At 61.5% G+C, this 25,937-nt stretch carries 29 protein-coding genes; 22 read left to right on the forward strand and 7 right to left on the reverse strand.

The annotated features are described in order from the left end of the window. The first annotated feature begins 128 nt into the window (after window positions 1-128). From KQI82_RS12635 to KQI82_RS12680, 10 genes are all read left to right on the forward strand, one after another. A complete protein-coding gene (locus KQI82_RS12635; protein ID WP_216633093.1) occupies window positions 129-665 on the forward strand; it encodes an NUDIX domain-containing protein in 537 nt (178 codons plus the stop codon). Window positions 666-675: 10 nt separating this feature from the next. Continuing rightward, window positions 676-1,383, forward strand: coding sequence for a response regulator (locus tag KQI82_RS12640; protein WP_216633094.1), 708 nt, complete (start codon window positions 676-678; stop codon window positions 1,381-1,383). A gap of 44 nt (window positions 1,384-1,427) precedes the next feature. Further along, window positions 1,428-3,173, forward strand: a complete 1,746-nt coding sequence (locus KQI82_RS12645; RefSeq protein ID WP_241426708.1) for an ATP-binding protein — start codon at window positions 1,428-1,430, stop codon at window positions 3,171-3,173. Between the two features lie 18 nt (window positions 3,174-3,191). Then, entirely contained in the window at window positions 3,192-4,433 is a 1,242-nt protein-coding gene (locus KQI82_RS12650; RefSeq protein ID WP_216633096.1) for a hypothetical protein, read from the forward strand. Window positions 4,434-4,457: 24 nt separating this feature from the next. Continuing rightward, window positions 4,458-5,270: a hypothetical protein gene (locus tag KQI82_RS12655; RefSeq protein ID WP_216633097.1), complete on the forward strand. Its 813-nt coding sequence runs from the start codon at window positions 4,458-4,460 to the stop codon at window positions 5,268-5,270. A gap of 207 nt (window positions 5,271-5,477) precedes the next feature. Next, window positions 5,478-6,776, forward strand: a complete 1,299-nt coding sequence (locus tag KQI82_RS12660) for a UDP-N-acetylglucosamine 1-carboxyvinyltransferase (RefSeq protein ID WP_216633098.1) — start codon at window positions 5,478-5,480, stop codon at window positions 6,774-6,776. 113 nt (window positions 6,777-6,889) lie between these two features. Then, window positions 6,890-7,693 (forward strand): MBL fold metallo-hydrolase, encoded by an 804-nt coding sequence (locus KQI82_RS12665; protein ID WP_241426709.1) that lies wholly within the window; start codon window positions 6,890-6,892, stop codon window positions 7,691-7,693. Next, window positions 7,681-8,163: a 23S rRNA (pseudouridine(1915)-N(3))-methyltransferase RlmH gene (rlmH, locus tag KQI82_RS12670; RefSeq protein ID WP_216633099.1), complete on the forward strand. Its 483-nt coding sequence runs from the start codon at window positions 7,681-7,683 to the stop codon at window positions 8,161-8,163. The genes KQI82_RS12665 and rlmH overlap by 13 nt, the downstream gene beginning before the upstream one ends. Window positions 8,164-8,178: 15 nt before the next feature. Beyond that, window positions 8,179-8,490, forward strand: coding sequence for a hypothetical protein (locus KQI82_RS12675; protein WP_216633100.1), 312 nt, complete (start codon window positions 8,179-8,181; stop codon window positions 8,488-8,490). A gap of 16 nt (window positions 8,491-8,506) precedes the next feature. Beyond that, window positions 8,507-10,234, forward strand: a complete 1,728-nt coding sequence (locus KQI82_RS12680; protein ID WP_216633101.1) for a phospho-sugar mutase — start codon at window positions 8,507-8,509, stop codon at window positions 10,232-10,234. Between the two features lie 89 nt (window positions 10,235-10,323). Here the strand turns inward: KQI82_RS12680 and KQI82_RS12685 are convergent, their stop codons facing one another. Further along, window positions 10,324-11,001, reverse strand: a complete 678-nt coding sequence (locus KQI82_RS12685; RefSeq protein ID WP_216633102.1) for a manganese catalase family protein — start codon at window positions 10,999-11,001, stop codon at window positions 10,324-10,326. A 98-nt stretch (window positions 11,002-11,099) separates the two neighbouring features. Between KQI82_RS12685 and KQI82_RS12690 the strand changes: the two genes are divergently transcribed. After that, window positions 11,100-12,533 (forward strand): FAD-dependent oxidoreductase, encoded by a 1,434-nt coding sequence (locus tag KQI82_RS12690; protein ID WP_216633103.1) that lies wholly within the window; start codon window positions 11,100-11,102, stop codon window positions 12,531-12,533. A gap of 47 nt (window positions 12,534-12,580) precedes the next feature. Here KQI82_RS12690 and KQI82_RS12695 read toward each other — a convergent pair whose 3' ends face one another. Next, window positions 12,581-12,739 carry a hypothetical protein gene (locus tag KQI82_RS12695; RefSeq protein WP_216633104.1) on the reverse strand — a complete coding sequence of 53 codons (159 nt, stop codon included), beginning with the start codon at window positions 12,737-12,739 and terminating at the stop codon, window positions 12,581-12,583. A gap of 97 nt (window positions 12,740-12,836) precedes the next feature. Between KQI82_RS12695 and KQI82_RS12700 the strand changes: the two genes are divergently transcribed. Further along, window positions 12,837-13,004: a hypothetical protein gene (locus KQI82_RS12700; RefSeq protein ID WP_187333473.1), complete on the forward strand. Its 168-nt coding sequence runs from the start codon at window positions 12,837-12,839 to the stop codon at window positions 13,002-13,004. A 136-nt stretch (window positions 13,005-13,140) separates the two neighbouring features. Here the strand turns inward: KQI82_RS12700 and KQI82_RS12705 are convergent, their stop codons facing one another. Beyond that, entirely contained in the window at window positions 13,141-14,643 is a 1,503-nt protein-coding gene (locus tag KQI82_RS12705) for an IMP dehydrogenase (RefSeq protein WP_216633105.1), read from the reverse strand. Between the two features lie 247 nt (window positions 14,644-14,890). Between KQI82_RS12705 and KQI82_RS12710 the strand changes: the two genes are divergently transcribed. The 10 genes from KQI82_RS12710 (at window position 14,891) to KQI82_RS12755 (ending at window position 22,278) form a co-directional block, all read left to right on the forward strand. Further along, complete coding sequence (locus KQI82_RS12710) at window positions 14,891-15,535, forward strand: superoxide dismutase (protein WP_216633106.1); 645 nt, start codon at window positions 14,891-14,893, stop codon at window positions 15,533-15,535. A gap of 115 nt (window positions 15,536-15,650) precedes the next feature. After that, complete coding sequence (locus KQI82_RS12715) at window positions 15,651-16,913, forward strand: dihydroorotase (RefSeq protein ID WP_216633107.1); 1,263 nt, start codon at window positions 15,651-15,653, stop codon at window positions 16,911-16,913. Beyond that, on the forward strand, window positions 16,910-17,644 hold the full coding sequence (locus KQI82_RS12720; protein WP_216633108.1) for a dihydroorotate dehydrogenase electron transfer subunit: 735 nt from the start codon (window positions 16,910-16,912) through the stop codon (window positions 17,642-17,644). Before KQI82_RS12715 ends, KQI82_RS12720 begins: the two co-directional genes overlap by 4 nt. Next, window positions 17,638-18,549 (forward strand): dihydroorotate dehydrogenase, encoded by a 912-nt coding sequence (locus tag KQI82_RS12725; RefSeq protein WP_216633109.1) that lies wholly within the window; start codon window positions 17,638-17,640, stop codon window positions 18,547-18,549. Before KQI82_RS12720 ends, KQI82_RS12725 begins: the two co-directional genes overlap by 7 nt. Window positions 18,550-18,580: 31 nt before the next feature. Further along, window positions 18,581-19,282: an orotidine-5'-phosphate decarboxylase gene (pyrF, locus tag KQI82_RS12730; protein WP_216633110.1), complete on the forward strand. Its 702-nt coding sequence runs from the start codon at window positions 18,581-18,583 to the stop codon at window positions 19,280-19,282. A 34-nt stretch (window positions 19,283-19,316) separates the two neighbouring features. Continuing rightward, entirely contained in the window at window positions 19,317-19,952 is a 636-nt protein-coding gene (gene pyrE / locus KQI82_RS12735) for an orotate phosphoribosyltransferase (protein ID WP_338148980.1), read from the forward strand. Between the two features lie 13 nt (window positions 19,953-19,965). Further along, window positions 19,966-20,883, forward strand: a complete 918-nt coding sequence (gene pyrB, locus KQI82_RS12740) for an aspartate carbamoyltransferase (RefSeq protein WP_216633111.1) — start codon at window positions 19,966-19,968, stop codon at window positions 20,881-20,883. A gap of 16 nt (window positions 20,884-20,899) precedes the next feature. After that, window positions 20,900-21,325 carry an aspartate carbamoyltransferase regulatory subunit gene (locus KQI82_RS12745; protein WP_216633112.1) on the forward strand — a complete coding sequence of 142 codons (426 nt, stop codon included), beginning with the start codon at window positions 20,900-20,902 and terminating at the stop codon, window positions 21,323-21,325. 38 nt (window positions 21,326-21,363) lie between these two features. Beyond that, window positions 21,364-22,029 carry a DMT family transporter gene (locus KQI82_RS12750; RefSeq protein ID WP_216633113.1) on the forward strand — a complete coding sequence of 222 codons (666 nt, stop codon included), beginning with the start codon at window positions 21,364-21,366 and terminating at the stop codon, window positions 22,027-22,029. Between the two features lie 6 nt (window positions 22,030-22,035). After that, complete coding sequence (locus KQI82_RS12755) at window positions 22,036-22,278, forward strand: EamA family transporter (RefSeq protein WP_216633114.1); 243 nt, start codon at window positions 22,036-22,038, stop codon at window positions 22,276-22,278. A 23-nt stretch (window positions 22,279-22,301) separates the two neighbouring features. Here the strand turns inward: KQI82_RS12755 and KQI82_RS12760 are convergent, their stop codons facing one another. The 4 genes from KQI82_RS12760 to KQI82_RS12775 form a co-directional block, all read right to left on the reverse strand. Continuing rightward, window positions 22,302-23,171: a radical SAM protein gene (locus KQI82_RS12760; RefSeq protein ID WP_216633115.1), complete on the reverse strand. Its 870-nt coding sequence runs from the start codon at window positions 23,169-23,171 to the stop codon at window positions 22,302-22,304. 2 nt (window positions 23,172-23,173) lie between these two features. Then, window positions 23,174-24,430, reverse strand: a complete 1,257-nt coding sequence (locus KQI82_RS12765) for an aspartate aminotransferase type Ic (protein WP_241426710.1) — start codon at window positions 24,428-24,430, stop codon at window positions 23,174-23,176. A 196-nt stretch (window positions 24,431-24,626) separates the two neighbouring features. Beyond that, complete coding sequence (locus KQI82_RS12770) at window positions 24,627-25,211, reverse strand: HdeD family acid-resistance protein (RefSeq protein ID WP_216633117.1); 585 nt, start codon at window positions 25,209-25,211, stop codon at window positions 24,627-24,629. Between the two features lie 111 nt (window positions 25,212-25,322). Beyond that, window positions 25,323-25,883: a TetR/AcrR family transcriptional regulator gene (locus tag KQI82_RS12775; protein WP_216633118.1), complete on the reverse strand. Its 561-nt coding sequence runs from the start codon at window positions 25,881-25,883 to the stop codon at window positions 25,323-25,325. Window positions 25,884-25,937: the final 54 nt, after the last annotated feature.

The following is a 25,937-nucleotide window of genomic DNA, read 5'->3' on the forward strand; positions in this document are numbered from 1 at the left end:
ACAGCCGGTTTGTTTAGCGGGGCCGCCGCCAAGGCATAATAGCCGCGATGCCGCCCGCCGTATGATGACAGTATAACAGATAAATATGAGCATTTTGTGAAGAATTTTGTCAGAAGAGGTCTTTTGAAATGGATTTTACGGAAAAGCGGCTCAGCCGCAAAGAGATTTACAGCGGACGCATCGTTCAGCTCCATGTGGACACGGTCGCCCTGCCCAATGGGAAGGAGGCGGTCCGCGAGGTGGTGGAGCATCCGGGCGGCGTGGCCATTTTGCCCCTGGACGAGCGGAACAACGTCATCACAGTCAGCCAGTACCGCTACACCTTCGGCCGCACCATGCAGGAGATTCCGGCCGGTAAAATGGAGAGCGGCGAGGACCCCATGGCCAGCGCCCTGCGGGAGCTGAAGGAGGAGACGGGGGCCGTGCCGGACACCATCCTCCCCTTAGGTTCCATCATTCCCGCCCCCGGCTGCTATGGGGAGGTCCTGCACCTCTTTTTGGCCAGGGGCCTTCACATGGAGGCACAGCAGCCGGATGAGGACGAGTTTCTCACCATGGAGCGGGTCCCGTTCGACGAGATGGTGCACCGGGTGATGGCCGGTGAGCTCCAGGACGCCAAGACCGTGGCCGCCGTGCTGAAGACCAAGGTACTGCTCAATTTGTAAGGAGGATTTCATGGACAGCAAGAAAACCGTCCTGATCGTGGAAGATGAAAAAAATATTGTGGATATTCTCCGCTTCAACCTTCAGCGGGAGGGCTTCGACACCCTGGAAGCCTATGATGGCGAGGCGGGGCTGGAGCTTGCAAGGTCCTCCCGCCCGGACCTGATCCTGCTGGACGTCATGCTGCCGAAAATGATCGGCTTTGACGTATGCAAGGCCCTGCGGGAGAGCGGGGACAACGTGCCCGTCATCATCCTCACCGCCCGGGAGGAGGAAACCGACAAGGTCCTGGGACTTGAGATCGGCGCCGATGACTATATCACAAAGCCCTTTTCCATGCGTGAGCTGATCGCCCGGGTCCGGGCCAACATCCGGCGCACCGCCATGGCGGCCTCCGCCTCCCAGGAGGACGCCATGCCTGTGGCCGGGGACCTGACCATCCACACCGACAGCTGCCAGGTCTACCGCCGGGGCCGGCACATCGATCTCACCCAGCGGGAGTACGAACTGCTGACCTTCCTGGCCAGCCACCCCAATAAGGTCTACTCCCGGGTCGACCTGATGGAGCAGGTCTGGAACTACGGCTATGTGGGCGACGACGCCCGGACGGTGGACGTCACGGTCCGGCGGCTGCGGGAGAAGATTGAAGACAACCCCGCCACCCCTGTCTTTATCCTGACCCGCCGGGGCCTGGGCTATTATTTCAGCACAGCGCAATAGCCATTCCTTCCGAAAGGAGATCTGCCATGTTCCGCAGCCTGCACATGAAGCTGGTCTTGATTATGCTGCTGATGATCACCTCGCTGATGGCGGTGGTCGGCGCCTTTTTGACCACCAGCGTCTCCAATTTCTATATCAACAGCTTTTATGAACAAATCACGGACGTGTTCGGGGAGGACAACGCCGATTTCTACCTGAGCCTGTGCAGCGCCGCCGAGCAGGAGAACCCCGCCGACACCATCCAGGACATCCTGGCCGCCAACGCCGGCCGGCTGGGAATCGACTACCGCACGCGGAACTACTATATCCTGGACGGGCGGACCGGCGCGTTTCTCACCGGCTCCGACGAACCGGGCGGGGAGGAGCTGAGCTACGACACGCCAAACCTGCTCTGCGCCCTCAACGGCGAGGTGGGCGACAAGAGTGACGCCACAGCCGACTACATGGATGTGGCGGTGCCCATTGCCGGGGGCGGCAACTCCTTCATCGTCTACATCAAGGACAGCCGGGAAACCGTCAGCGACCTCAACTCCCAGCTCTTCCTCCTCATCATGCAGGCCCTGGTCATCGGCCTTCTGATCTCGCTGCTTCTGAGCTTCCTGCTCTCCAAGGCCATGGTCAGTTCCATTGAAAAATTGACCCTTGGCGCGGAGCGGGTGGCGGACGGAGACTTCTCAAGCAAGATCGATGTGGAGTCCACGGATGAAATCGGCATCCTGACCAACACCTTCAATGAAATGGCGGACGTGCTGCAGTCCACGCTGGCCGCCGTGGAGAACGAGCGCAACAAGCTGGACACCCTGTTCCTCCACATGACCGACGGCGTGGTGGCCTTTGACCACGCCGGGACGCTGATCCACTGCAACCCCGCCGCCACGGAAATGCTGGGCCGGTCCATCGAGGGCTGTACTTACGACGACCTCTTCGCCGAGGTATACCCCTTCCAGCAGATGCTCTCCCTCCAGCGGCCCAACTTTGCCGAAAGCCAGCAGACGGTGGGCGAGCGCACGCTGGAGCTGTACCTGGCCCGTTTTTCCGACGACGCGGACGGCGGCGTACTCATCGTGCTCCACGACGTGACGGAGCAGCACCGCAACGAAGAGCGGCGCAAGGAGTTCGTGGCCAACGTGTCCCATGAGCTGCGAACCCCCCTGACAAACGTGCGCAGCTATGCCGAGACCCTGCGGGACTCCGGCGACATCTCCAAGGAGACCGCCGACGGCTTTTTGGACATCATCATCGGCGAAACCGACCGCATGACCCACATCGTCCAGGACCTGCTGACCCTCTCCCGCCTGGACTCCGGCCGGGGCGAGTTCAGCATGGCCCGCTTTCCCTTTGCCGACGCCATCGAAAGCGTGTGCCGGGCCAACGCCCTGGAGGCCAGGCGCCACAGCCACCAGCTTGTCTGCGGCGACCTCTTGGACCTGCCCCTCATCATGGGGGACCGGGGCCGGCTGGAGCAGGTGATGATGAACGTCCTGGGCAACGCCATCAAGTACACCCCCGACGGCGGCCACATCCGCGTCAGCGCCGGAAGCGCGGACGATCACGTGTGGATGGAGGTCAGCGACGACGGCATCGGCATTCCCCCCGAGGACCGGGACCGGATTTTTGACCGCTTCTACCGGGTGGACAAGGCCCGCTCCAGAGAGCACGGAGGCACCGGCCTGGGGCTGTCCATCGCCCGCGAAATCGTGGCCCGCCACCACGGCACCATCGCCCTGGCCGACCACGAGGGCCCCGGCACCACCGTCCGGCTCAGCCTGCCCGTCAAGCAGCCGGAATAACCGCAGAAAGGAGATGCCATGGGCAAGCTCACACGCAACCGGCTGCAAAATATCGCCATCTGCCTCCTGTCCCTGTCCGCCGTGGTGCTTTTTGCCCAGATTCAGCTGACCGCCCTGGGCCGCATCCAGCTGGCGGCCGACCCCGCCGACGCCGTGCAGGGCGCCACCGGCTCTCTGGCGGAATTCTCCTCTCCGCTCCGCGTGGCGGTAACCAACAGCTTCGGCCGCTCCGGACAGGGCCGCAGCACCACCTCCGACGCTTCAAGCCTGGTTCTGCTTTTGGGTGAGGCGCTGGGCACTGCCGGCCCCGCCTCCGCTGTGCCGGAGGCTTCCTTCCGGGAGCTGCTGGACGGGGAGAACCTCTTCTTTGATTTTACCCTTCCCCTTCCTCTTCCGGTGCTCTCGGCCCTGCTGGGCGCGGAGGCTTCACCATCCCTTGCCTCGCTCACCGCAAGGCGGCTGATCCTTGCCGCCGAAGGTTCCTCGGTGCAGCTCTATTTTGAGGACGAGGCCGTTTACTCCTGCACCACCAGCGTGCTGGGGTCCGCCCTCTCCTCTGTTTTGGACAGCTACCAGTCCTCCAGCGCCTCCTTTGCCTTTGAGTCAGGGGAGGAGTACTCGGCTCTGGACCCCTATACCCTGTTCATCGACGAGCCGTCCGAGTATCACACTCTCTCCGCTTCCAACCCGTTGGCGGACACGGACACACTGCTCCGGCGGCTCCAGTTCAACCCACACACCAACAACCGCTATGTGGACTCCGGCGGCACGGAGGTCATCATCGAAAATGACCGGACGCTGCGCATCTATACCGACGGCACCGTAACCTATCAGTCGGGGGACGGTGAGCGCTCCTTCCCCGTCTCCGCCGCCGGTGAGTCGCCCACCGCCGTGGAAGCGGCGGCCGCGGCCCGGTCATTGGCGGAATCCGTCCTGTCGCCGGGGGAAGCGTCCCTCTGCCTGCGCGGTGTCCAGCAGAAGGCGGACGGCTGGCTGGTCTCCTTCGGGTATCAGCTGGATGGAGTCCCCATCCTCTTTTCCGATGAGATGAGCGCCGCGGAGTTGCTGATTCAAAACGGCTCCATCGTCTCCTTCACCCTGCGTCTGCGCAGCTACACAGCCACCGACTCCCCCTCCGTCCTCCTGCCCGTCCGGCAGGCGGCGGCCATTGCCCGGCACCGCTACAGCGGAGCGGAACTGATGGTGGCCTATGTGGACTCGCTCTCCGACAGCGTCAGCGCCCAGTGGGTGGCCGGCTGAATCCACAGGAAAGGACTTTGACCGATGCAGACCTATCGCCTGAAAAACATCATTATTTTGATCCTGGTCCTGGTCAATGTGTGCCTTTTGGGCCTGTTGGGCAACCACCAGGCCGCCCGGCGCAGCGCCCGACAAGCCTCTGGTCAGCAGCTCTCCGCTCTGTTTGAATCAGAGGGCATCTCCCTGGACCCTGACCTGATCCCGGAGGACTCCACCCTTGCTCCCCTGACGCTCAGCCGCAGCACGGAGCGCGACCAGGATCTGGCTGAATCCATTTTGGGGGAGAACCTCACTGTCTCCGACGAGGGCGGAGGCATTTATCTCTACACGGGACGAGCCGGCACCGCCCGTTTCCGCGCCAACGGCGCCTTTAACATCGCTGTGGTGGAGATGCCGGACGAACCGGCGGAGGACCTGTGCAGGCGGGTCTGCCGTGAATTTGGATACGGAGAGCTTCAGGGCCGCCTGAACGGCGGGACCGGAACTTATACCGCGCCCCTTCTGTTCGGCGGCGCGGAGGTGGTCAACTGCTCCGTCTCCTTTACCTTTGCAAAAAACGTGCTCACCTCAGTCAGCGGCTATGCTCTGCCGGACCATACCGCCCCCGCCCCTGCGGAGGGCTCCATGTCCGCCTCCACCGCCCTGACGCTGTTTCTTCAGTCCCGCACCACCACCGACGCCATCTCCGTGGCCAGCGCCGTCACCTCCATCTCCGCGGGCTACCTCCTTGAGAGCACTCCCGCGGCGCCCCTTTCCCTGACTCCCGTTTGGCTGATCGGCACCGACACGTATAAATATTATGTAAACTTCTCAACCCGTGCTGTGACTCAGAGCTGAGCGTTGATTTTTTCTCGTGGATTTTTCGTTGCTTTTTATGAAATTTCTGTTATACTAAATCTGCTAAACGTTGCTAAACGTATATTTCTTCTGCCTCTGAAAAAGAGAGTATGAAGCTCCATTGCCGGGGGCAAACTGTCTTTGCGCCTAACTGTGCGCGCAAAGGCGTCCCGGCGCTGATAAATGCCTGAAGAGAAGGTGCTTTTTTTGACAAATTATGTCGTGCACGGCGGAAAGCCGCTGTTTGGGGAAGTCGAGATCAGCGGCGCCAAAAACGCCGCTGTCGCCATCCTTCCCGCCGCGCTCCTGGTGGACGGGGTCTGCCGCATTGAAAACATCCCTCAGATTTCCGATGTCACCCTATTTCTTAAAATTCTGGAGGAGTTGGGCGCCGGCATCCGCACCATTAACCGCCACGCGGTGGAAGTGGACTGCCGCCGCATCCGCAGAGCCCGGACCTCCTATGAAATGGTCCGCCGCATCCGGGCCTCCTACTATCTGATCGGCGCGCTCCTGGGCCGCTTTGGCCAAGCGGAAGTGGCCATGCCCGGCGGGTGCAACTTCGGTGTGCGCCCCATTGACCAGCACATCAAGGGCTTTACCGCCATGGGCGCCAAGGTGGTGGTAGAGGGCGGCTTCATCCATGCCACCACCGAGGGCGGCCGGCTGAAGGGCGCCAACATCTATCTGGACGTGGTTTCCGTGGGCGCCACCATGAACATCATGATGGCCGCCGCGCTGGCCCAGGGCAATACCACCATTGAAAACGCCGCCAAGGAGCCCCATATCGTGGACCTGGCCAACTTCCTCAACTCCATGGGAGCCAACATCCGCGGCGCCGGCACCGACACCATTAAGATTCAGGGCGTGGACCACCTCAGAGGCGGCAGCTACGCCATCATCCCCGACCAGATTGAAGCCGGCACCTACATGGCCGCCGTATCCGCCACCGGAGGGCAGGTTCTTGTCAAGAACATCATCCCCAAGCATATGGACTGCATTACGGCCAAGCTCCAGGAGATGGGGGTCCAGATTGAGGAGCAGGAGGACACGCTGCTGGTCCGGCGCACCGGGCGGATGCAAAAGGCCAATGTGAAGACCATGCCCTATCCCGGCTTCCCCACCGACATGCAGCCTCAGATCACCACGGTGCTGACGCTGGCGGAGGGAACCAGCATGGTAACGGAGGGTGTTTGGAGCAACCGCTACCGCTATGTGGACGAGCTCAAGCGCCTGGGCGCCAACATCCAGGTGGACGAGAAGACCGCCGTGGTGGAGGGCGTGGACCATCTCACCGGAGCGCCCATCCAGGCCTGCGACCTGCGGGCCGGGGCCGCGCTGGTGATTGCGGCGCTTGCCGCCGAGGGCACCACGGAGATCAGCGGCGTGCAGTATATTGAACGGGGTTATGAGGACATGGTGGGCAAGCTCCGCGCCCTGGGCGCCGACATCCGCGCGGTGGAGGTCCCCGGCGACAGCGAAGAGCTGGAGGCTCACATCGGCTGAGCCGCGAAACGCGGCGGCCGGATATCAAATCAACCGCTGCGTCCGCTGCGGAGCATGGCGACGTTGGTCATCGTGCTCCGCAACGGACGCATTTTCGACTCTGCAAGTGAGGTATGATAGACTTGACCACTGTACATACGCTCTCCAGCGGTTCCTCCGGGAACGCGCTGGTGCTTTCAACGGAAAATACCCACATCCTGTTGGACGCCGGCATCTCCTGCCGGCGCATTGAACAGGGACTGCGCCAGTTGGGCCTGGAGCTGTGCGACCTGTCCGCCCTTTTGATCTCCCACACCCACAGCGACCACATCAGCGGCCTTGCCACCCTGGTGAAGCGCTGCCGCGCGCCCATCTACTCCAGCTATGAGACCGCCCGCGGCCTCCAGTACCGGATCGCGGGGGTGGAGGATCTGCTCCGTCCCTTTTCCCAGGGCGTTCCCTTTGAGGTTGACGGGTGCCGCGTCACGCCGTTTTCCACCTGTCATGACGCGCCGGGCTCCACCGCTTACCGGATCGACACGGAGGAGGGCGGCTTTGGTTTTCTCACGGACTCCGGATGCATTCCCGACGGAGCGCGCGAGGTGCTGCCTGGCGTGGAGCTGCTGCTGCTTGAGGCCAATCACGACGTGGACACGCTGCGCTCCGGCTCCTACCCCTACTATCTCAAGCGCCGTATCCTTGGAGACAATGGACACCTGTCCAATGAGGCGGCGGCATCTTTTGCCGCGGAAGCGGCCGGATGGGGCGCCTCGGAAATCGTGCTGGCCCATCTGAGTGAGGAGAACAATACGCCCGCCATGGCCCGCAGTGCCGTGGAACGCAGCCTGGCCGCCGCCGGGCTCTCTCCCCGTCTCACCGTGGCGCCCCGCAGCGCCCTGAGCGAGTGCCATATGGTCGGTGCCGGATGCAGAAGATAACGCTCTTGTGCGTGGGTAAGCTGAAGGAGAGGTTCTACGCCGAGGCGGCGGCGGAGTACGTCAAACGGCTTTCCCGCTACTGCAGTCTGACCATCCTTGAGCTTCCGGAGGAGCGGCTGCCGGAGAACCCCTCCCAAGCTCAGATCGAGGCGGCCCTTCTGAAAGAGGCCGGAGCCATCCGGGAGAAACTGCCCCCTTCCTCCAGTGTCATCGCGCTGTGCATTGAGGGCCGGATGCGTTCCAGCGAGGAGCTTGCACAGCTGATGGCCGCATGGGCCGGCCGGGGGGAAAAGCAGCTGGTCTTCCTGATCGGCGGCTCCTTTGGGCTGCACTCCTCCATCAAGACCCAGGCCTGGGCGCAGCTTTCCATGTCTCCCATGACCTTTCCCCACCACCTGGCCAGGGTCATGCTCCTGGAGCAGATCTACCGGGCCTATCAGATTCAATCCAATACAAAATACCACAAGTAAAGGAGTTGACGCGCCATGAACGATCCCACCACCTGGGGCCGCGCCGAGGGCGGCCTCTATGACCGCTGGCCCAAAGAGGAGGGCGGCGCACCGGAAAAGGCGGTTTTTCTGGTCGACCTGCCGGACAGCGGAGCTATCGCGGATATGACGGTGGCCCAGTTGGAGGCATACGGCATCCCCGTAATGAAGCGCTATGAAAAAGAAGGCGGACTGGGCCGTGTCATCCTTGGATTTTCCGGCTATGGCGCCAGTTTGTACGTGCCTGCCTCCCGGCTGGAGGAAGCAAAGGGCCTGCTGGAGGCGGCGGCCCCCGCGGAAGAAGAATAAAAAGGAGGAAGCGCAAATGGATTTCATGAAAGAGTATGAAAAGTGGCTGGACAGCGGCGTGCTGACCGAGGCGGAAACCGAAGAGCTCAGATCCATCGCCGGCGACCCCAGGGAGATTGAGTCCCGGTTTTACGGTCCCCTGGAGTTCGGCACCGCCGGGCTGCGGGGCACCATGGCCGTGGGGCTGCACAACATGAACATCTATGTGATCCGCTGGGCCACCCAGGGCTTTGCCAACGTCATTGCCGCCGAGGGCGAGGAGGCCAAACGCCGGGGCGTCGCCATCTGCATGGACTGCCGTCTGCACTCCATGGAGTTTGCCCGGGCCGCGGCGGAGGTCTGTGCCGGCAACCACATCCACGTGCGCATCTTTGAGTCCCTGCGCCCCACGCCGGAGCTGAGCTTCGCCGTCCGGGAGTACCGCTGCCAGGCGGGCATCAACGTCACCGCCAGCCACAATCCCAAAGAGTACAACGGCTACAAGGTCTACTGGGAGGACGGCGCCCAGCTTCCCCCCCACCATGCCGACGCCATTGCAAGGGAACTGGAGAAGATCGACATCTTCGCCGGCGTCCGGCGCATGGACTATGATGAGGCGGTCAGCGCCGGGCTCATCGAGGTGCTGGGCGAGGAGACGGACCAGAAGTTCATGGCCAACGTCACCGATATGATCAACGATAAAGAAACCGTGGCCAGGGTGGCGGACACCTTCAAGATGGTCTACACGCCCTTCCACGGCTGCGGCTACAAATTAGTGCCGGAGGCACTGAAGGCCCTGGGGATCAAGCACCTGCTCTGCGAGCCCAGGCAAATGGTCATCGACGGCTCCTTCCCCACTGTGGTCTCCCCCAACCCGGAGAACCCGGAGGGATTCTACCTGGCCATTGAACTGGCCCGGGAAAACGACGTGGATTTCATCTTAGGCACCGATCCGGACAGCGACCGGGTGGGCATCATGATCCGGGACCGCAGCGGCGAATACCGCCCCGTCACCGGCAACCAGACCGGCGTGCTGCTGCTGGACTATCTGATCGGCGCCATGCGCCGCTCCGGGAAGCTGCCGGAGCATCCGGTGGCCCTGAAGACCATCGTCACCACAGAGATGGCCCGGAAGGTGGCCGAATCCAACGGCGTGGCCTGCTATGACACATTTACCGGCTTTAAGTTCATGGCTGAGAAAAAGGGCCAGCTGGAGTCCAGCGGGCAGGGTAAGGTGATCTTCTCCTATGAGGAGTCCTACGGCTATATGTTGGGCGACTACGTCCGGGACAAGGACGCCGTCACCGCCTCCATGCTCCTCACGGAGATGGCGGCCTGGTACGCCGCCCAGGGCATGACGCTCTTCGACGCACTGGAGGCCCTGTACAAAAAGTACGGCTACTACGCGGAAAAGACCCACAACCTGGTGATGCCCGGCCTGGACGGCCTGAGCAAGATGGCGGCGCTGATGAAGCGCCTCCGTGAGGCGCCGCCGGAGGAGATTTCCGGCGTGGCTGTGGCGGTCCGCAAGGACTACGCCGACGGCACGCTCACCGACTGCGCAAGCGGCATGAGAACCACCATGGAGCTCTCCGGCTCCAACGTGCTGCGCTTTGAACTCACCGACGGCACCACCATTCTGGTGCGTCCCTCCGGCACGGAGCCCAAGATCAAGGTCTACATCCTGACCCAGGGCGCGGATGGGGCGGACTGCTCCGCCAACCTGGAACGCTACGGTCGGTGGGCGGCCTCCCTTCAGGACTGATGAACAAAGCGGGACGGAAAAATCCGTCCCGCTTGTTTTTTCTTTGAGAAACGCCGGACGGCCCATGAGAAGGGCTGTCCGGCGTTTTTTTACTTGTTGGGGTTTTTGAACTCGGGCGCGTCTGCCTTTGTGTCCCCAAAGCCGTTTTTGGGCGAGGGGGTGGACAGGTCGAAATAGATGCGGGAATCCTTTGTCACACCGAAATCCTTGTTGGAGCCGGTGTCCTGCACCCGGTTGAAGGCCTCCCGGAACATGGCGTTGTGGGCCTCTTCCCGGTTGAGCAGGAAGTCGATGGTCTCTTGCACCTTCTTGTCCTTGATCTGGCGGTATAAATACTCGTACACCACCTTGGCCCGCTGCTCCGAGGCGATGTTGGACAGAAGGTCCGCGCAGAGGTCGCCGGTGACGGTAACATAGTCCGCGGTCCAGGAATAGCCGGAGGCATTGATCAGTCCGGGGTTCAGACCCAGCAGCACGTGGGTCTCCACCTCTCCGGCGCCCACCTTCTCATAGTCCACGTCGTGGCCGTTGAGCAGATTGATGGTGGTGGCCACCATCTCCATGTGGCTCAGCTCCTCCGCGGCAATATCCATAAACAAGTCCTTGATAGCCGGGTCCTTGATGCGAAAGCTCTGGGACATATACTGCATGGCCGCCTTCAGCTCACCATTCCCGCCGCCTAACTGCTCCTGCAGCAGCGCGGCGTACTGGGGATTGGGCTTCTCCACCTGCACGGGGTGGAAAAGCAGTTTTTCATGTTTGAACATAGTGTTCCTCCTTTTTCATTGTATCCATAGTTTCTCCCGCCCGCCGGGGATGATACGGCGCAGGAGGGACAAACTACAAAAAAAGGAGGCGTTTTTCAATGTCATCTCTCTGGGAACAGACCTCGTCGCTGCCCTCATTCCCCACCCTGACGGGAGAGGCCCGCGCCGAGGCGGCCGTCATCGGCGGCGGGCTGGCCGGACTCCTCACCGCCTATCTTTTGCAGTGCGCCGGAGTACAGGTGGTGGTGTTGGAGCGGGGCCGCGTCGGCCGCGGCCAGACCGCGGGCACCACGGCCAAAATCACGGCCCAGCACGGGCTGATCTACCACCGTCTGCTGGAACAGCTTGGCGAGGAGCGCTCCCGCCAGTATGCCCATGCCAATCTCCGCTCCATTGAGGCCTACGCGACCATGGTGCGCCGGCAGCACATGGACTGCGATTTCACCCCATGCACCGCCTTTTTGTTCACGGAGGAGGACCCTCAGCCGCTACAGGAGGAGTATGAGGCGGCCAAACGCCTGGGCATCGACGCCTTTCTCACCCGGGAGACTGAGCTTCCCTTCCCTGTAAACGCCCTTGGATTCCGGGATCAGGCCCGGTTCCACCCCCTCCGCTTCCTTGCCGCCCTTGCAAAGGATCTGACCGTCTATGAGAACTCGCCGGTGACAGAGGTGTCCTCCGACCAGGCGCGCACGCCCCAAGGGCTGGTGCGGGCGGAGAAGCTTATCTTCACCTGCCATTTCCCCTTTGTAAATGTGCCGGGCTACTTTTTTGCCCGCCAGCACCAGGAGCGGAGCTACGTGCTGGCCCTGGAGCAGGCCGCCGTCCTTGAAGACATCTACCTGGGCGTCTCCGGGGCGGGGCTCTCCTTTCGCAGCTGGGACAAGTACCTGCTCATCGGCGGCGGCGGTCACCGCACCGGGGAAAACCGGGAGGGCGGACAATACTCCTCCCTCCGCCAGGCCGCGCGGCGGTACTGGCCCCACTGCCGGGAGGCGGCCTCCTGGTCCGCCCAGGACTGCATGCCCATTGACGGCGTCCCCTATATCGGCCCCTTCTCCTCCGGAGAGTCCAATTGGTTTGTGGCCACAGGGTTTCAGAAGTGGGGCATGACCTCCTCCATGACCGCCGGCCGCATCCTCTGCGCGCTGGTACAGGGCCACAGTGCGGAGGATAGCGAGGTCTTCTCCCCCGACCGGTTCCGCCCAACCGCCTCCGCAAAAAAGCTGGCCGGAGAGATGGGGCATGCCATTGAGGGCCTGGGCCGCTTCCTGCTGGAGCCTGGACGGATTCCCGTGGAAAACCTCCCCGCCGGCCACGGCGCCATTGTGGAGGTGGACGGGAAAAAGGCCGGCGTCTACCGGGACGACCGGGGGCAGGTCTTCGCGGTGGACATCCGCTGTCCCCATCTGGGATGCCAGTTGGAGTGGAACCCGGAGGAGAAGAGCTGGGACTGCCCCTGCCACGGCTCCCGCTTCGACTATCAGGGCGCGCTGTTGTCAGGACCGGCCCAGAAAGGGCTTAAGGAGTAAGGGCGGCGCATCCCCCCTTGTGACAATAAAAAAGAACGGCCGCCTGTTCAGCGGTCGTTCTCCATCTGTTTGGAAAGATCCTGCGCCCGGTCTAAAATCCGCTCCAAAAGCGCTTTGGCCCGCTCTGACTCGTTCTCCTGGATGAGCTCAATCGCATCGGAAACGGCGGCGCACAGAATCTCATAATTCTGTTGGTAATCCTGCATGTCCGCCTCCATTCTATGCGTCAAAACTGCGTCATTCTTACAAAACATCATAGCATGACGCTATGATGATGTCAATATTGAGTCAAGAGGTGATGCTGTGAAGGATCCCATGTCCCGCTTTACCCTGCGCGTCAGCAGGGAGCTGTTGGAAAAGCTTGGGTATATCGCCGAATTTGAAGGGCGCACCAAAAACCGGGAGCTGGAACACATGATTCGGCTGCGCATCTCCGCGTTTGAAAAAGAATACGGAAAGATCGAACTGTAATTCCTTTCTATTTATAAGCCGCCGGATACAAAAAATCTGTCGAATTTTCGCCTGTATGGAAAAAGGAGGGCCTTCCCAAATGGGAAGGCCCTCCTTTTTTGAATGCGGTTGGCGCAATTGTAAAAGCCCCGCCTGCTCAGCGGCTGGTGCTGTTGTCCTTGACCATCACGTCATGGGCGCCGCCCTCCACAATGGAGGTGGCGGAGACCAGCGTCAGCTTCGCCTTGCGCTGAAGCTCCGGGATGCTCAGCGCGCCGCAGTTGCACATGGTGGAGCGGACCTTGGACAGCGTTGTGATCACGTTGTCATGAAGGGGGCCGGCGTAGGGCACATAACAGTCCACACCCTCCACAAAGGAGAGCTTGCGGTCGCCGCCCAGATCATAGCGCTGCCAGTTCCGGGCCCTGGCGCTGCCCTCGCCCCAATACTCCTTCATATAGCTGCCGCCCACCAGCACCTTATCCGTGGGACTCTCGTCAAAGCGGGAGAAATAGCGTCCCAACATGCAGAAATCGCACCCCATGGCAAGAGCCAGAGTGATGTGGTAATCCAGCACAATGCCGCCGTCGGAGCAGATGGGGACATAAACGCCCGTCTCTTCAAAGTACTCGTCCCTGGCCCGGGCCACCTCGATGACCGCCGTGGCCTGGCCCCGGCCGATGCCCTTGGTCTCCCGGGTGATGCAGATGGAGCCTCCGCCAATGCCCACCTTCACAAAGTCGGCTCCGGCCTCGGCCAGGAAGCGGAACCCGTCCCGGTCCACCACGTTTCCGGCGCCGATCTTCACCTCTTCGCCATAGCGCCCGCGCACCCAGGCAAGGGTCCTGCTCTGCCACTGCGTGAACCCTTCGGAGGAGTCGATGCACAGCACGTCGGCTCCGGCCTCCACCAGGGCGGGGATACGCTCTTCATAGTCCCGTGTGCCCACCCCGGCGCCCACCACATACCGCTTGCGGCTGTCCAACAGTTCGTTGGGGTTCTCCTTGTGCTGGTCGTAGTCCTTGCGGAACACAAAGGAAGAGAGGCGGCCGTCCCCGGTGACAATGGGCAGAGCGTTGAGCTTGTGGTCCCAGATGATGTCGTTGGCGTCCTTCAAGGAGGTGCCCTCCGGCGCGGTAATCAGCTTTTCCATGGGCGTCATGAACTCTGAAACCCGTTCCTCACCGCTCATGCGGCTGACCCGGTAGTCCCGGCTGGTCACCAGACCTACAAGCTTTCCGGTGCCGGTGCCGTCGTCGGTGACGGCGATGGTGGAATGCCCCAGCCGCTCCTTCAGCTCCAAGATGTCCCGCAGGGTCTGATCCGGGCGGATGTTGGAGTCGGAGGCCACAAACCCGGCCTTATAGCGCTTGACACGCCGGACCATCTCCGCCTGCTGGTCGATGGGCTGAGAGCCGTAAAGGAAGGATACGCCGCCCTCCCGGGCCAGGGCGATGGCCATGCGGTCGTCGGAGACGGACTGCATGACGGCGGAAACCATGGGGATGTTCATGGACAGCGAAGGCTCCTCCCCCCGGCGGTATTTCACCAGCGGCGTGCGCAGCGACACGTTGGATGGGATGCAGTTCGCGTCCGAATAGCCGGGAATCAGCAGATACTCGCTGAAGGTGTGGGACGGTTCCGGATAGTAGTAAGCCATGGCATGCACTCCTTTTGTATCGGTCGGAGCCGACGGCTCCGGCCAGGTTTTTATGAGTCAGTATAGCACAACAGCTGTCAAAATCAACCCGTTTTTCGCTCAGTGTGAAAAGGTGCTTGTCCCTCCGGGCATCGGCCTCATGCTTGTTTCATTGATTATACCATTTCCCCGAAAAAATTGGAATTCTTTCTTAGTCTGATTCCGCCCGGCCGCGCATAAACTGATAGAAACCATAAGGAGGCTGATTATGAACCGACACTATCCCTTTTCTCTTCCTCCCCTTCCCTATGCTTACGACGCTCTGGTTCCCCATCTGGACTCCCGGACCCTGGCCTTCCACCATGACCGCCACTTTGCCGCGTACGTGGACAACCTGAACCGGCTGCTGACGCCCTATCCCGCCTACCACAACTGGCCGCTGGCCAAGCTCATTCTGGACTGGGAAGCGCTGCCCGATACCATCCGCCATGGAGTGCGCAAAAATGCGGGCGGGGTCTATAACCACGAGCTGTACTTCAGCCTGCTCGCTCCTCCTCCGATCTCCAGCCCCGACGAACTGCTGGGCGGCGCCATCATCCGCGGCTTCGGCGGATTTGAACCCTTCCGCACGGCCATGAAGAAGGCGGCCGCCGACGTATTCGGCTCCGGCTACGCCTGGCTGTGCGTCAATGCCGACGCGCAGCTCAGCCTGGTGAAAACGCCCAACCAGGATACGCCCCTGCCCCTGTTCCCGCTTTTGTGCACAGACCTTTGGGAGCACGCCTACTACTTACAGTACCAAAATCGCAGGGGCGAATACTTTGACAACTGGTTCATGCTGGTCAACTGGCCCGCCGTTTCTTCCCGCATGGCGGCCTATCTGACGGGCAGACCTCCCTATCCCATGCCGTGACGGCGCGTCCGTCACGGTATGGAAAACTTTTTACACTTTGCCAAAAGTTTCAGTTGACAACCCACCTCCTATCCGTTAAAATTTAAATTTAGAAAAAATCTCAGGAGGTGCAAAAATGGGACTCACCCTGAAGGGCGCAAGCGTATATTCCGGCTCCTCTTTTCATCCTTTGGACATTGCCATTTCCCACGGCCGCATTGTTTCTGTTTCCGGCAGCGGGGAGGAAGTCCTTCAACTGAATGACCGTTTCCTTGTTCCAGGTTTCGTTGATGTACACGTTCATCTTCGGGAGCCTGGTTTTTCTTATAAGGAGACCATTTCCACCGGGACCGCCGCCGCAGCCGCGGGTGGCTACACCACCGTGTGCCCCATGCCAAACTTAAACCCGGTGCCGGATTCCCTGGCCAATCTGCGCCGGGAGCTGAGCGCCATCGAGCGCGGCTCCGCCATCCACGTGATCCCCTACGGAGCCATCACCCGGGGCCAGCAGGGCGAAGAGCTCTCGGGCATGGAGGAGATGGCGCCCTACGTGGTGGCCTTTTCCGACGACGGCCGGGGCGTGCAGTCCGACGAGCGGATGGAGGCGGCCATGCGCCGCGCCAAATCTTTAAATAAGCCCATCGTGGCCCACTGTGAGGTAAACAGCCTGCTTCGCGGCGGCTGCATCCACGATGGACGCTGGGCCCGGGAGCACGGTTTTCCCGGCATCTCGTCGGAGAGCGAATGGCGCCAGGTGGAGCGGGACATCGGCCTTGTGCGCAGGACAAGCTGCCGCTACCACGTGTGCCACATCTCCACCAAGGAGTCTGTGGAGCTCATCCGCCGGGCCAAGGCGGAGGGCCTGCCCGTCACCTGCGAGACTGCGCCCCACTACCTGGTGCTGTGCGAGGACGACCTGCGGGATGAGGGCCGGTTCAAAATGAACCCGCCCCTGCGCTCCGCCGCCGACCGGGACGCGCTGCGTCAGGGCCTCCTGGACGGCACCATCGACTGCATCGCCACGGACCATGCCCCCCACAGCGCGGAGGAGAAGTCCAGAGGTCTGCGGGGAAGCGCCATGGGCATCGTGGGGCTGGAGACCGCCTTCCCCGTGCTTTACAGCGCGCTGGTGGAGACGGGTATGATGCCCCTTGAACAGCTCATCGACAAGATGACAACCGCTCCCCGGCGCATTTTCGGCCTGCCGGAGGTGGATTTGAAGCCCGGCAGCGAGGCCGATCTGACCGTGCTGAACCTGAACGCCCCCCACATCATTGACAGCCGCCGCTTCCGCTCCTTAGGCCGCGCCACGCCCTTTGAAGGCCGGCAGGTCAACGCCGCGGTGGAAATGACCATCTGCGGCGGGAAAATCGTATACGACGGGAGGGACTATCTGTGATCGAGACGCCTTTGACCCTCATTCACAAAAAGCAGCTGACTCGGGACGTGTGGGAGCTGGCCCTGGCCGGAGACACCTCCGCCATCACCGCGCCGGGACAGTTCGTCAATCTGCTGCTTGAGGGCCGCTTTCTCCGCCGCCCCATCTCCGTGTGCGACTGGGACAAGGACATTCTGCTCCTTCTGGTCCGGGTGGCCGGCAAGGGCACGCAGCAGCTGTGCCGCTCCGAGGTGGGTACGTCCTTTGACACCCTGATGGGCCTTGGCAACGGCTTTGATCCCGCCCGCTCCACCGGAAAGAGCGTGCTTGTGGGCGGCGGCATCGGCAGCGCGCCCCTCTACGGCCTTGCAAAGCGCATGGCGACGGCGGGGGACGCCCCCGCCGTCGCCATGGGGTTCAACTCGGGGGACGACGCCTTCTATCTGAAGGAATTCGCGGAACTGGGCTGCCAGATTTCCCTGGCCACGGTGGACGGTTCCTTGGGCCGCAAGGGTTTGGTGACGGACCTGCTGCCCCACACCGGCTGCGGCTACGGCTTTGTCTGCGGTCCGGAGCCCATGCTCAAGGCGGTTTGGGGCTGTGAGCAGCTGACGGGCGGGCAGTTCAGCTTTGAAGAGCGGATGGGCTGCGGTTTCGGCGCCTGCATGGGCTGCACCTGCAAGACCAGGTACGGCTCCAAGCGCATCTGCAAGGACGGCCCCGTCCTTGATAAGGAGGAGATCGTATGGTAGATCTGAGCGTCTCCCTTGCCGGCGTTTCCCTGAAAAACCCGGTTATCCCCGCCTCCGGCACCTTCGGCTACGGCCGGGAATTTGCCGAGTGCTACGATCTGAACCTCCTTGGCAGCTTCTCCTTCAAAGGCACCACCGCCGAGGCACGGTTCGGAAACCCCACGCCCCGCATTGCGGAGACTCCCTCCGGCATGCTCAACGCGGTGGGGCTTCAGAACCCGGGCATCGACGCGGTGATCGCCTTGGAAGTCCCCAACATGGCAAAGCTGTTTCAAGGGCCTCTGATCGCCAACATCGGCGGCTTCTCTGTGGAGGAATATGCGGAAAACTGCCGCAAGATCGACCAATGCCCGCAGGTGGGCATCATTGAGGTGAACATCAGCTGCCCCAACCTGCACTGCGGGGGAAAGAACTTCGGCTCCGACCCCACCAGCGCCGCGGAGGTCACTGCGGCGGTCAAGGCCGTCACAAGTAAGCCTGTATTCATGAAGCTGAGCCCCAACGTCACCGACATCGCGGAGATCGCCAAGGCCTGCGAGGACGCCGGGGCCGACGGAGTCAGCCTCATCAACACCCTGCTTGGGATGCGGATCGACTTAAAGCGCCGCAGGCCCCTGCTGGCCAACAAAACCGGCGGTCTCTCCGGTCCCGCGCTGCTTCCTGTGGCGGTGCGGATGGTCTATGAGGTCTACGAGGCTGTGTCCATCCCCATCATCGGCATGGGCGGCGTCAGCTGCGCCGAGGATGTGTGCGAGCTGATGCTTGCCGGCGCCTCCGCCGTGGAGGTGGGCGCGGTCAACCTGCGGGACCCTATGGCCTGCAAAAAGATCGTGGAGGAATTGAGCGGCGTCTGCGAACGGCTTGGCGTCTCGCAAATCCGCAAGCTGACCGGCGGCGCCCACTGAATTTGAACAAGAGAGAAAGGTGTTTTTTGCCATGCAAAAGGATGTTATCATTGCCCTGGACTTCCCCGACCGGAAGGAGGCCCTTGCGTTTCTGGACCAGTTTCCCGCCGGGGAAAAGCCCTTTGTGAAGATCGGCATGGAGCTCTTTTATGCCGAGGGACCGGATATGGTCCGGGAGATCAAGGCCCGGGGCCATCGGATTTTCCTGGATTTAAAACTCCACGATATCCCCAACACGGTGCGCCGGGCCATGGCCGTGCTCAGCCGCCTGGACGTGGATATGGTAAACCTCCACGCCGCCGGAGCCTCCGAGATGATGAAGGGCGCCCTGGAGGGCCTGACCCGGCCCGACGGCACCCGGCCGCTGCTTATCGCCGTCACACAGCTGACCTCCACCGATGAAGCGGCGCTGAAAAACGAACTGCTCATCGACGTGCCCATGGCGGAAACCGTCATGCGCTACGCCAAAAACGCCGCCGACAGCGGTTTGGACGGCGTGGTCTGCTCCCCCCTGGAGGCCGCCCTGGTGAAGGAGCGCTGCGGCGCCGGCTTTGTCACCGTCACCCCTGGCATCCGCTTTGCGGACAGCGAGGCCGGCGACCAGAAGCGGATCATGACCCCGGAGCGGGCCGCCCGCAGCGGCTGCGACTTTATCGTGGTGGGCCGCCCCATCACCAAGGCCTCCGACCCCGTGGCCGCCTACCGCCGGGCTGTTGCCGATTTCCTGGGATAATCGCTGATTTTACACATAAGGAGGATATCATTCGATGAATATGGAACGTGAAATTGCCAAGGGACTTCTGCGCATCGGCGCGGTGTTCCTCCGCCCCGATGAGCCCTTTACCTGGGCCAGCGGCATCAAAAGCCCCATCTACTGTGACAACCGTCTGACCCTCACCGCCCCCGATGTGCGCGCGGCCGTGGAAAACGGCCTGGTGGAGCTGATCCGCACCCGCTATCCCGACGTGGAAGTGCTGATGGGCACCTCCACCGCCGGCATCGCCCACGCCGCCATCTGCGGCCATCTGATGAACCTGCCCATGGGCTATGTCCGCAGCGGGCACAAGGACCACGGCCGGGGCAACCAGATCGAGGGCCGGCTGGAAAAGGGCCAGAAGGTGGTGGTGGTGGAGGACCTGATCTCCACCGGAGGCAGCTGCATCGAGGTGGTGGACGTCCTCCGGGAGGCCGGCGCCCAGGTTTTGGGCATCGTGTCCATCTTCACCTACGGGCTGCAAAAAGGCTTGGACCGCCTGGCCGCGGCCGATGTCACCAACTACAGCCTGAGCAACTTCGACGCCGTGTGCGAGGTGGCCGCCGAGGAGGGCCGCATCCAGCCCTCCGACATCGCACGGCTGAAAAAGTTCCGGGCCAACCCCTCCGACGAGAGCTGGAGAAACTGAGGAAGGAGTCACTATGAGAAACCTGATCGACATCACCGACCTGACCACAGAGGAAATTGACCAGCTGATCGCCACCGCCGAGGATATCATCGACCGGCCGGAGGCATACGCCCAGGTGTGCCGGGGCAAGCAACTGGCCACGCTGTTCTTTGAGCCCTCCACCCGGACGCGCCTCAGCTTTGAATCCGCCATGCTGGCCTTAGGCGGCCAGACCCTGGGCTTTTCCGAGGCCATGAGCTCCTCTACCGCCAAGGGCGAAACCGTGGCCGACACCATCCACACCGTCAGCTGCTATGCCGACATCATCGCCATGCGCCATCCCAAGGAGGGCGCGCCCTTCGCCGCCTCTTTGCGCAGCGAGGTGCCCATCATCAACGCCGGCGACGGCGGCCACAACCACCCCACCCAGACTCTGACGGACCTTTTGACCATCCACCGGGAAAAGGGACGGCTGAACGGCTTTACCATTGGCTTTTGCGGTGATTTGAAGTTCGGCCGCACCGTCCACTCCCTGGTCAACGCCCTCAGCCGGGAAACGGACATCAAGTTCGTCTTCATCTCCCCGGAGGAGCTGAAGCTGCCGGACTACCTGAAGGAGAACGTGCTGGAGCGCAACGGTCTTCTCTACGAGGAGACTGCCAGCCTGGAAGAGGCCATGCCCCAGTTGGACATCCTCTACATGACCCGCGTCCAGAAGGAGCGCTTTTTCAACGAGGCGGACTACATCCGTTTGAAGGACACCTATGTCCTGGACCCGGAGAAGTTGGTCCCCGCCAAAGAGGACCTGTGCATCCTGCACCCCCTGCCCCGGGTCAATGAGATCACCGTCTCCGTGGACGACGATCCCCGGGCCTGCTACTGGAAGCAGGTGAAAAACGGCAAGTACATCCGCATGGCCCTCATCATGAAGCTGTTGGACCTGAAGGCGTAAGGAAGGGAGCAAGCAAATGAATATCGACAGCATCCAAAACGGCGTTGTGCTGGACCACATCAAGGCCGGCAAAAGCATGGACATCTACAAATATCTGCACTTGAATGAGCTGGATTGCTCCGTGGCCATCATCAAGAACGTACGCAGCGCCCGGATGGGGAAAAAGGACATCATCAAGATCGACTCCCCCATGGAGGTGGATCTGGACGTATTGGGCTACATTGACCCGGACATCACCGTCAACATCATCCGCAACGGCGTGCGGGTGGAGAAAAAGCATCTGGCCCTGCCTCAGAAGTTGGTCAATGTGATCCACTGCAAAAATCCCCGCTGCATCACCATGGCGGAGCCCCAGTTAGACGCCATTTTCCTCCTCAACGATCCGGACAAGCGGACCTACCGCTGCGCGTACTGCGACGCGGAAAAGCCCCGCAAGATTTGACGGCAGGCCAACCTGATAGAGAAAGAAGACGGGATCCCTTGAACAAACTTGACCGGGTCGCCCGCGGCATCCTCTGCACCACCCTTGGCGGCGTGTGCTGGGGTATATCCGGCACCTGCGGGCAGTACCTTTTTTCCACCTACCACGTGTCCTCCCAGTGGTTTACCACCGTGCGCCTGCTGATCTCGGGCCTGTGCTTTTTGCTGCTGACCCTGAAGCGGAACCGGCCGGCGCTCACCGGCATCTGGCGCGACCGCAGGGACGTGCTACAGCTGATCGTCTACGGCGTCTTTGGCCTCATGCTCTGCCAATACGCCTACATGACCTCCATCTCCTATTCCAACGCCGCCACCACCACGGTGCTCCAGAACCTGAGCCTGGTGATCATCATGGTGCTCTCCTGCCTGCAGTCGCGGCGCCGGCCGGACCGCCGGCAGGTGCTGGCCCTAACTCTGGCCGGGGCTGGAACCTATCTGGTGGCCACCGGCGGCGACCCCCGGCACATGGTGCTCTCCCGCCAGGGGCTCATCTGGGGCCTGCTCACCGCCGCCTCGGTGGCGGCCTACACCCTGATTCCCTCCCGGATCCTGCCCAAGTGGGGCAAAGAGGTGATCTCCGGCTACGGCATGCTCATCGGCGGCGCGGTGCTGTGCCTTCTTGCCCGGCCCTGGCGGCTCTATGTCCCCATTCCCATTCAGGGTTAGCTGGCCGTGGCCGCCGTGATCGTGGTGGGCACCATCTTGTCCTTCTCCCTGTTCATGCAGGGGATCGGGGACATCGGGCCCGTCCGCTCGGCTATGCTGGCCACCACCGAGCCGGTCAGCGCCACCCTCTTTTCCTTCCTCTTTCTGAGAACCCGGTTTTCCGCCACGGACCTCATGGGCTTTGCCTGCATCATCGCCATGATTCTGGTCCTGTCGAAGACCAATGAAGAAAAAACGCCTGCGGCATAAGCCGCAGGCGTTCTCTTTTCTTCTCACAGGGCGCGGAACCACTCGGGGCGCAGCCTGGATGCATCCGACATAGCCCGGCGGATTTCCGTCAGCATGGCCTCTTTATCCTGATTCAGCGTTCCCCGCAGCATCAGATAATTGGAGGCGTGGTTCATCCGGAACACACTGCCTGGACTGTCCAGATGTTCCACCAGCAGCTTCGTCTCCTTAAGGACCTGCTCCGTGGTCAGCAGATGGAAGCTGCCTTCATTTACCCACTGCTGAAGAGGAGTCCCCTCCTCCACCATAAGCGTCAAAAGGCCGATATACTCCGGATTCATGGCGCTGAGCGCCTTTGCCGTCTCCACCGCGTGAGACTCCAAAAGCTCCGGGCCGCCCAGGCCAGAGATGGCCGTCACCGAGAGCGCAATGCCGCAGCGGCGCACCTTCTTCCCCGCCTCGATGATCTCCGCGGCGGTATGGCCCTTGCACATCCTGGTCAGCACCTGGTCGCTGCCGGATTCCAGTCCCATATAGACCATGGCCAGCCCCTTCCGGCGCAGCGTGGCCAGCTCCTCCTCCGTGCGGATTTGAATGCTGGAGGGAGAGGCGTAGCAGGTGACCCGTTCGCACTCCGGAAAGAGCTCCGCGATCCGGTCCAAAATAGCCTCCATGTCCGCGGCCCGGCGCACCAGCGCGTCTCCGTCGGCCAGAAAAATCCGCTTGACCTCCCGGTAGGAGCTGCGGGCCATGTCGAAGTCCTCCAGGACCTCCTTTAAAGGCCGCAGGGCAAAGCGCTTTTCCCGGTACATGTCGCAGAAGGCGCAGGTGTTGTGGCTGCATCCATAGGTGACCTGGACGATGAGGCTGTAGGCCTCGGAGGGCGGCCGGAAAACTTTACCGTAATAGCGCATGCCTATGCCATCAGCTTTTCCAGCGTGGCCATGCGCAGGCACACACAGAACACCTCAAGGGCCTGCTCCAGCTCGGAAACCGGGGGCAGGGAGGGCGCAATGCGGATGTTGCTGTCCTCCGGGTCCTTGCCGTAGGGGTAGGTGGCGCCGGCACCGGTCATGGTGACTCCCGCCTGCTTACAAAGCTCCAGCGTCCGCCGGGCGGTACCGGGCATGGCGTAGAAGCTGACAAAGTAGCCGCCCTTCGGGCGCTTCCACCGGGCGATCTCCAGCGGGGCGATCTTCTCATCCAGCGTATCCAGCACGGTCTGGAACTTGGGGCCCATGATGGCGGCGTGGCGCTTCATCAGCTCCAGGGTGTGCTCCTTGTCCTTGAGATACTTCACGTGGCGCAGCTGGTTCACCTTGTCATAGCTGATGATCTGAACACCGATCAGCTTGGAGAGATAGCTGATGTTGGCCTCGCTGGACGCCATGACGGACATGCCCGCTCCGGGCAGAGTGATCTTGGAGGTGGAGGCAAACTCGAACACCATGTCGGCGTTGCCCGCCTTCTCGCACTCCTCCAAAATGTTCAGGAAGGGAACGAACTCCCCAAAAAACTCATGGACGCAGTAGGCGTTGTCCCACATCACCAGGAAGTCGGGAGCCGCGCACTTCAGGGCGGCAATGCGGCGGATGGTGGCGTCGGAGTAGATGACGCCGTCGGGGTTGGAGTACTTGGGCACGTTCCACATGCCCTTGACGGCCGGATCCTTCACCATCTCCTCCACCAGGTCCATGTCGGGGCCTTCGTCGGTCATGGGTACGGAGATCATCTCAAAGCCGAAGGACTCGGTGACCTTGAAGTGGCGGTCATAGCCGGGCACGGGGCACAGCCACTTGATCTTCTCCTCCCGGCACCAGGGACGCGGGGAATGCAGTAAGCCGTGGGTGTACGCCTTGGAAATGAGGTCGTACATCAGCTGCAGGCTGGCGCTGCCGCCCACAAAGGTCTGCTCCGCCCGCACGTTCAGCATATCCGCCCAGTAGCGGCGGGCGGCACTCAGGCCCTCCAGGTTTCCATAGTTGCGGGCGTCCACGCCGTCGCTGATGAAGTCCTCGGGCTTGGTCAGCACGTTGAAAATATCGCTGACCATATCCAACTGGGCCTTGCTTGGCTTGCCCCGGGCCATATTCAGCTTCAGGTCCTTTTCGCACAGGGCGGAAAATTCGGAGCTGACCGCCTCATATTCCCTCTTCAGCTCTTCCTTACTCATCGTTTTGTATGCAGTCACAGAAAAACTCCCTTTCTTACCCGGCGCCGCGCCGGTTTTTCTATGTTTTTCAGCTGCACTTAGTATAGCGAATTCCCGTTCAACTTGCAACCGTCTCTTCTCTGCGCGCCGCCGGAAATTCTCCTCTTTCAGCCATGGATTTTGTCAATTTCCGAAACACATCATAAAAAGTACAGGCTCAGAACAGATGATACCCCTCCTGATCCTCGTCGTTGACGGGAGAGAACCGCTTGACCAGACGGATGGTGTACATTGCCACCAGCAGGTTTTGAAGCCCGTCGGCCATCAGGGCCAGGCCCAGAAGGGCCGTCAGCGCCACGGCTCCACCGGCCGGGTTGCAGATCAGAAGAATCCCCAGGACCGCCGTCACGGTGCCCAGGATCAGAATTGCCCACCAGCGCTCCAAGCCGAACTGCCTGGCCTCCTTGGCCGTCTGAAGCTTGAAGGTGGACTCCGCCAGCAGGAAAAGTCCGAAGATCACATTGACAAACGCCAGCAGCCGCTCAGGCCGCATCAGCAGGATGATCCCCACCGCCACGGCGAAAATCCCCAGGGCAAAGTCAAACTGGAACGCCAGCCCATAGGTGTCATTGACAAAGTAGCCGCACAGCTTTACCACACCGCAGACCACCGTTACCGCTCCGGCCAGGGAGCACATCGTCACCGCGGAGAGCTCCGGCGCAAACAAAAGCGCCGCGCCCAGCAGAATCAGGGCAATGGAGTAGAACATATAGACCCGCTTGATCCGTTTTACGGATTGCATCGTATCGCCTCCTTTTCCGATTCACAGCTTACGCCCCCGGCCTCTTCTTTTCCATGGACAAAAGGGATGGGATGTGCAAAGTTTGCACATCCCATCCCTTTTGTTTGAACTTTATCGTCTCTCCACCGTTTTGGAAAGAACGGCGCGGATGTTTCCGTCCAGGAGCTTCCCCAGCCGCCGGATTTTCTCTGTGGGATCCTCCTTCATGCCCCGCTGGAGCCAGTTCAGGATCATCCCCACCAGCGCGTATTTGTAGAGGTCCACCACCATGCATACGTCCTCCTCCTGAACCGGCAGGTCCGCCGTGAGGCCCCGGACGATCCTGTCCATCAGGTCCCCGGTGATGTCGTAGAGATACTGCTCCAGCTGCTCCCGGCTCAGGGAATGGTAGACGTGGAAAATGGCCCGCCGGTTCTCAAGGGCGAAAGACACCGTGTCCAAAAAGCCCTCCTCCCAGCTGGTATAGGCTTTACCGCTGTTCAGCCGTTTGTCCGTCTCCTGGCGGAACACCTCTTCCAGCAGGGCGTAAATATCCTCAAAATAATAGTAGAAGGTGCTTCTTGTGACGCCGCAGTCATCCACAATATCCCGGACCGTAATCTTGTCCAGAGGAGACTGGTTCAGCAGCTTCAAAAACGACTGGATGATGGCACGCCTGGTAATTTGAGACATGGCAGTTCCTCTCTCAAACGAAATTTCAAATCCCCATTTACCTTAACACTTTTC

Source organism: Dysosmobacter acutus, assembly GCF_018919205.1.
GTDB classification, from domain to species: domain Bacteria; phylum Bacillota; class Clostridia; order Oscillospirales; family Oscillospiraceae; genus Oscillibacter; species Oscillibacter acutus.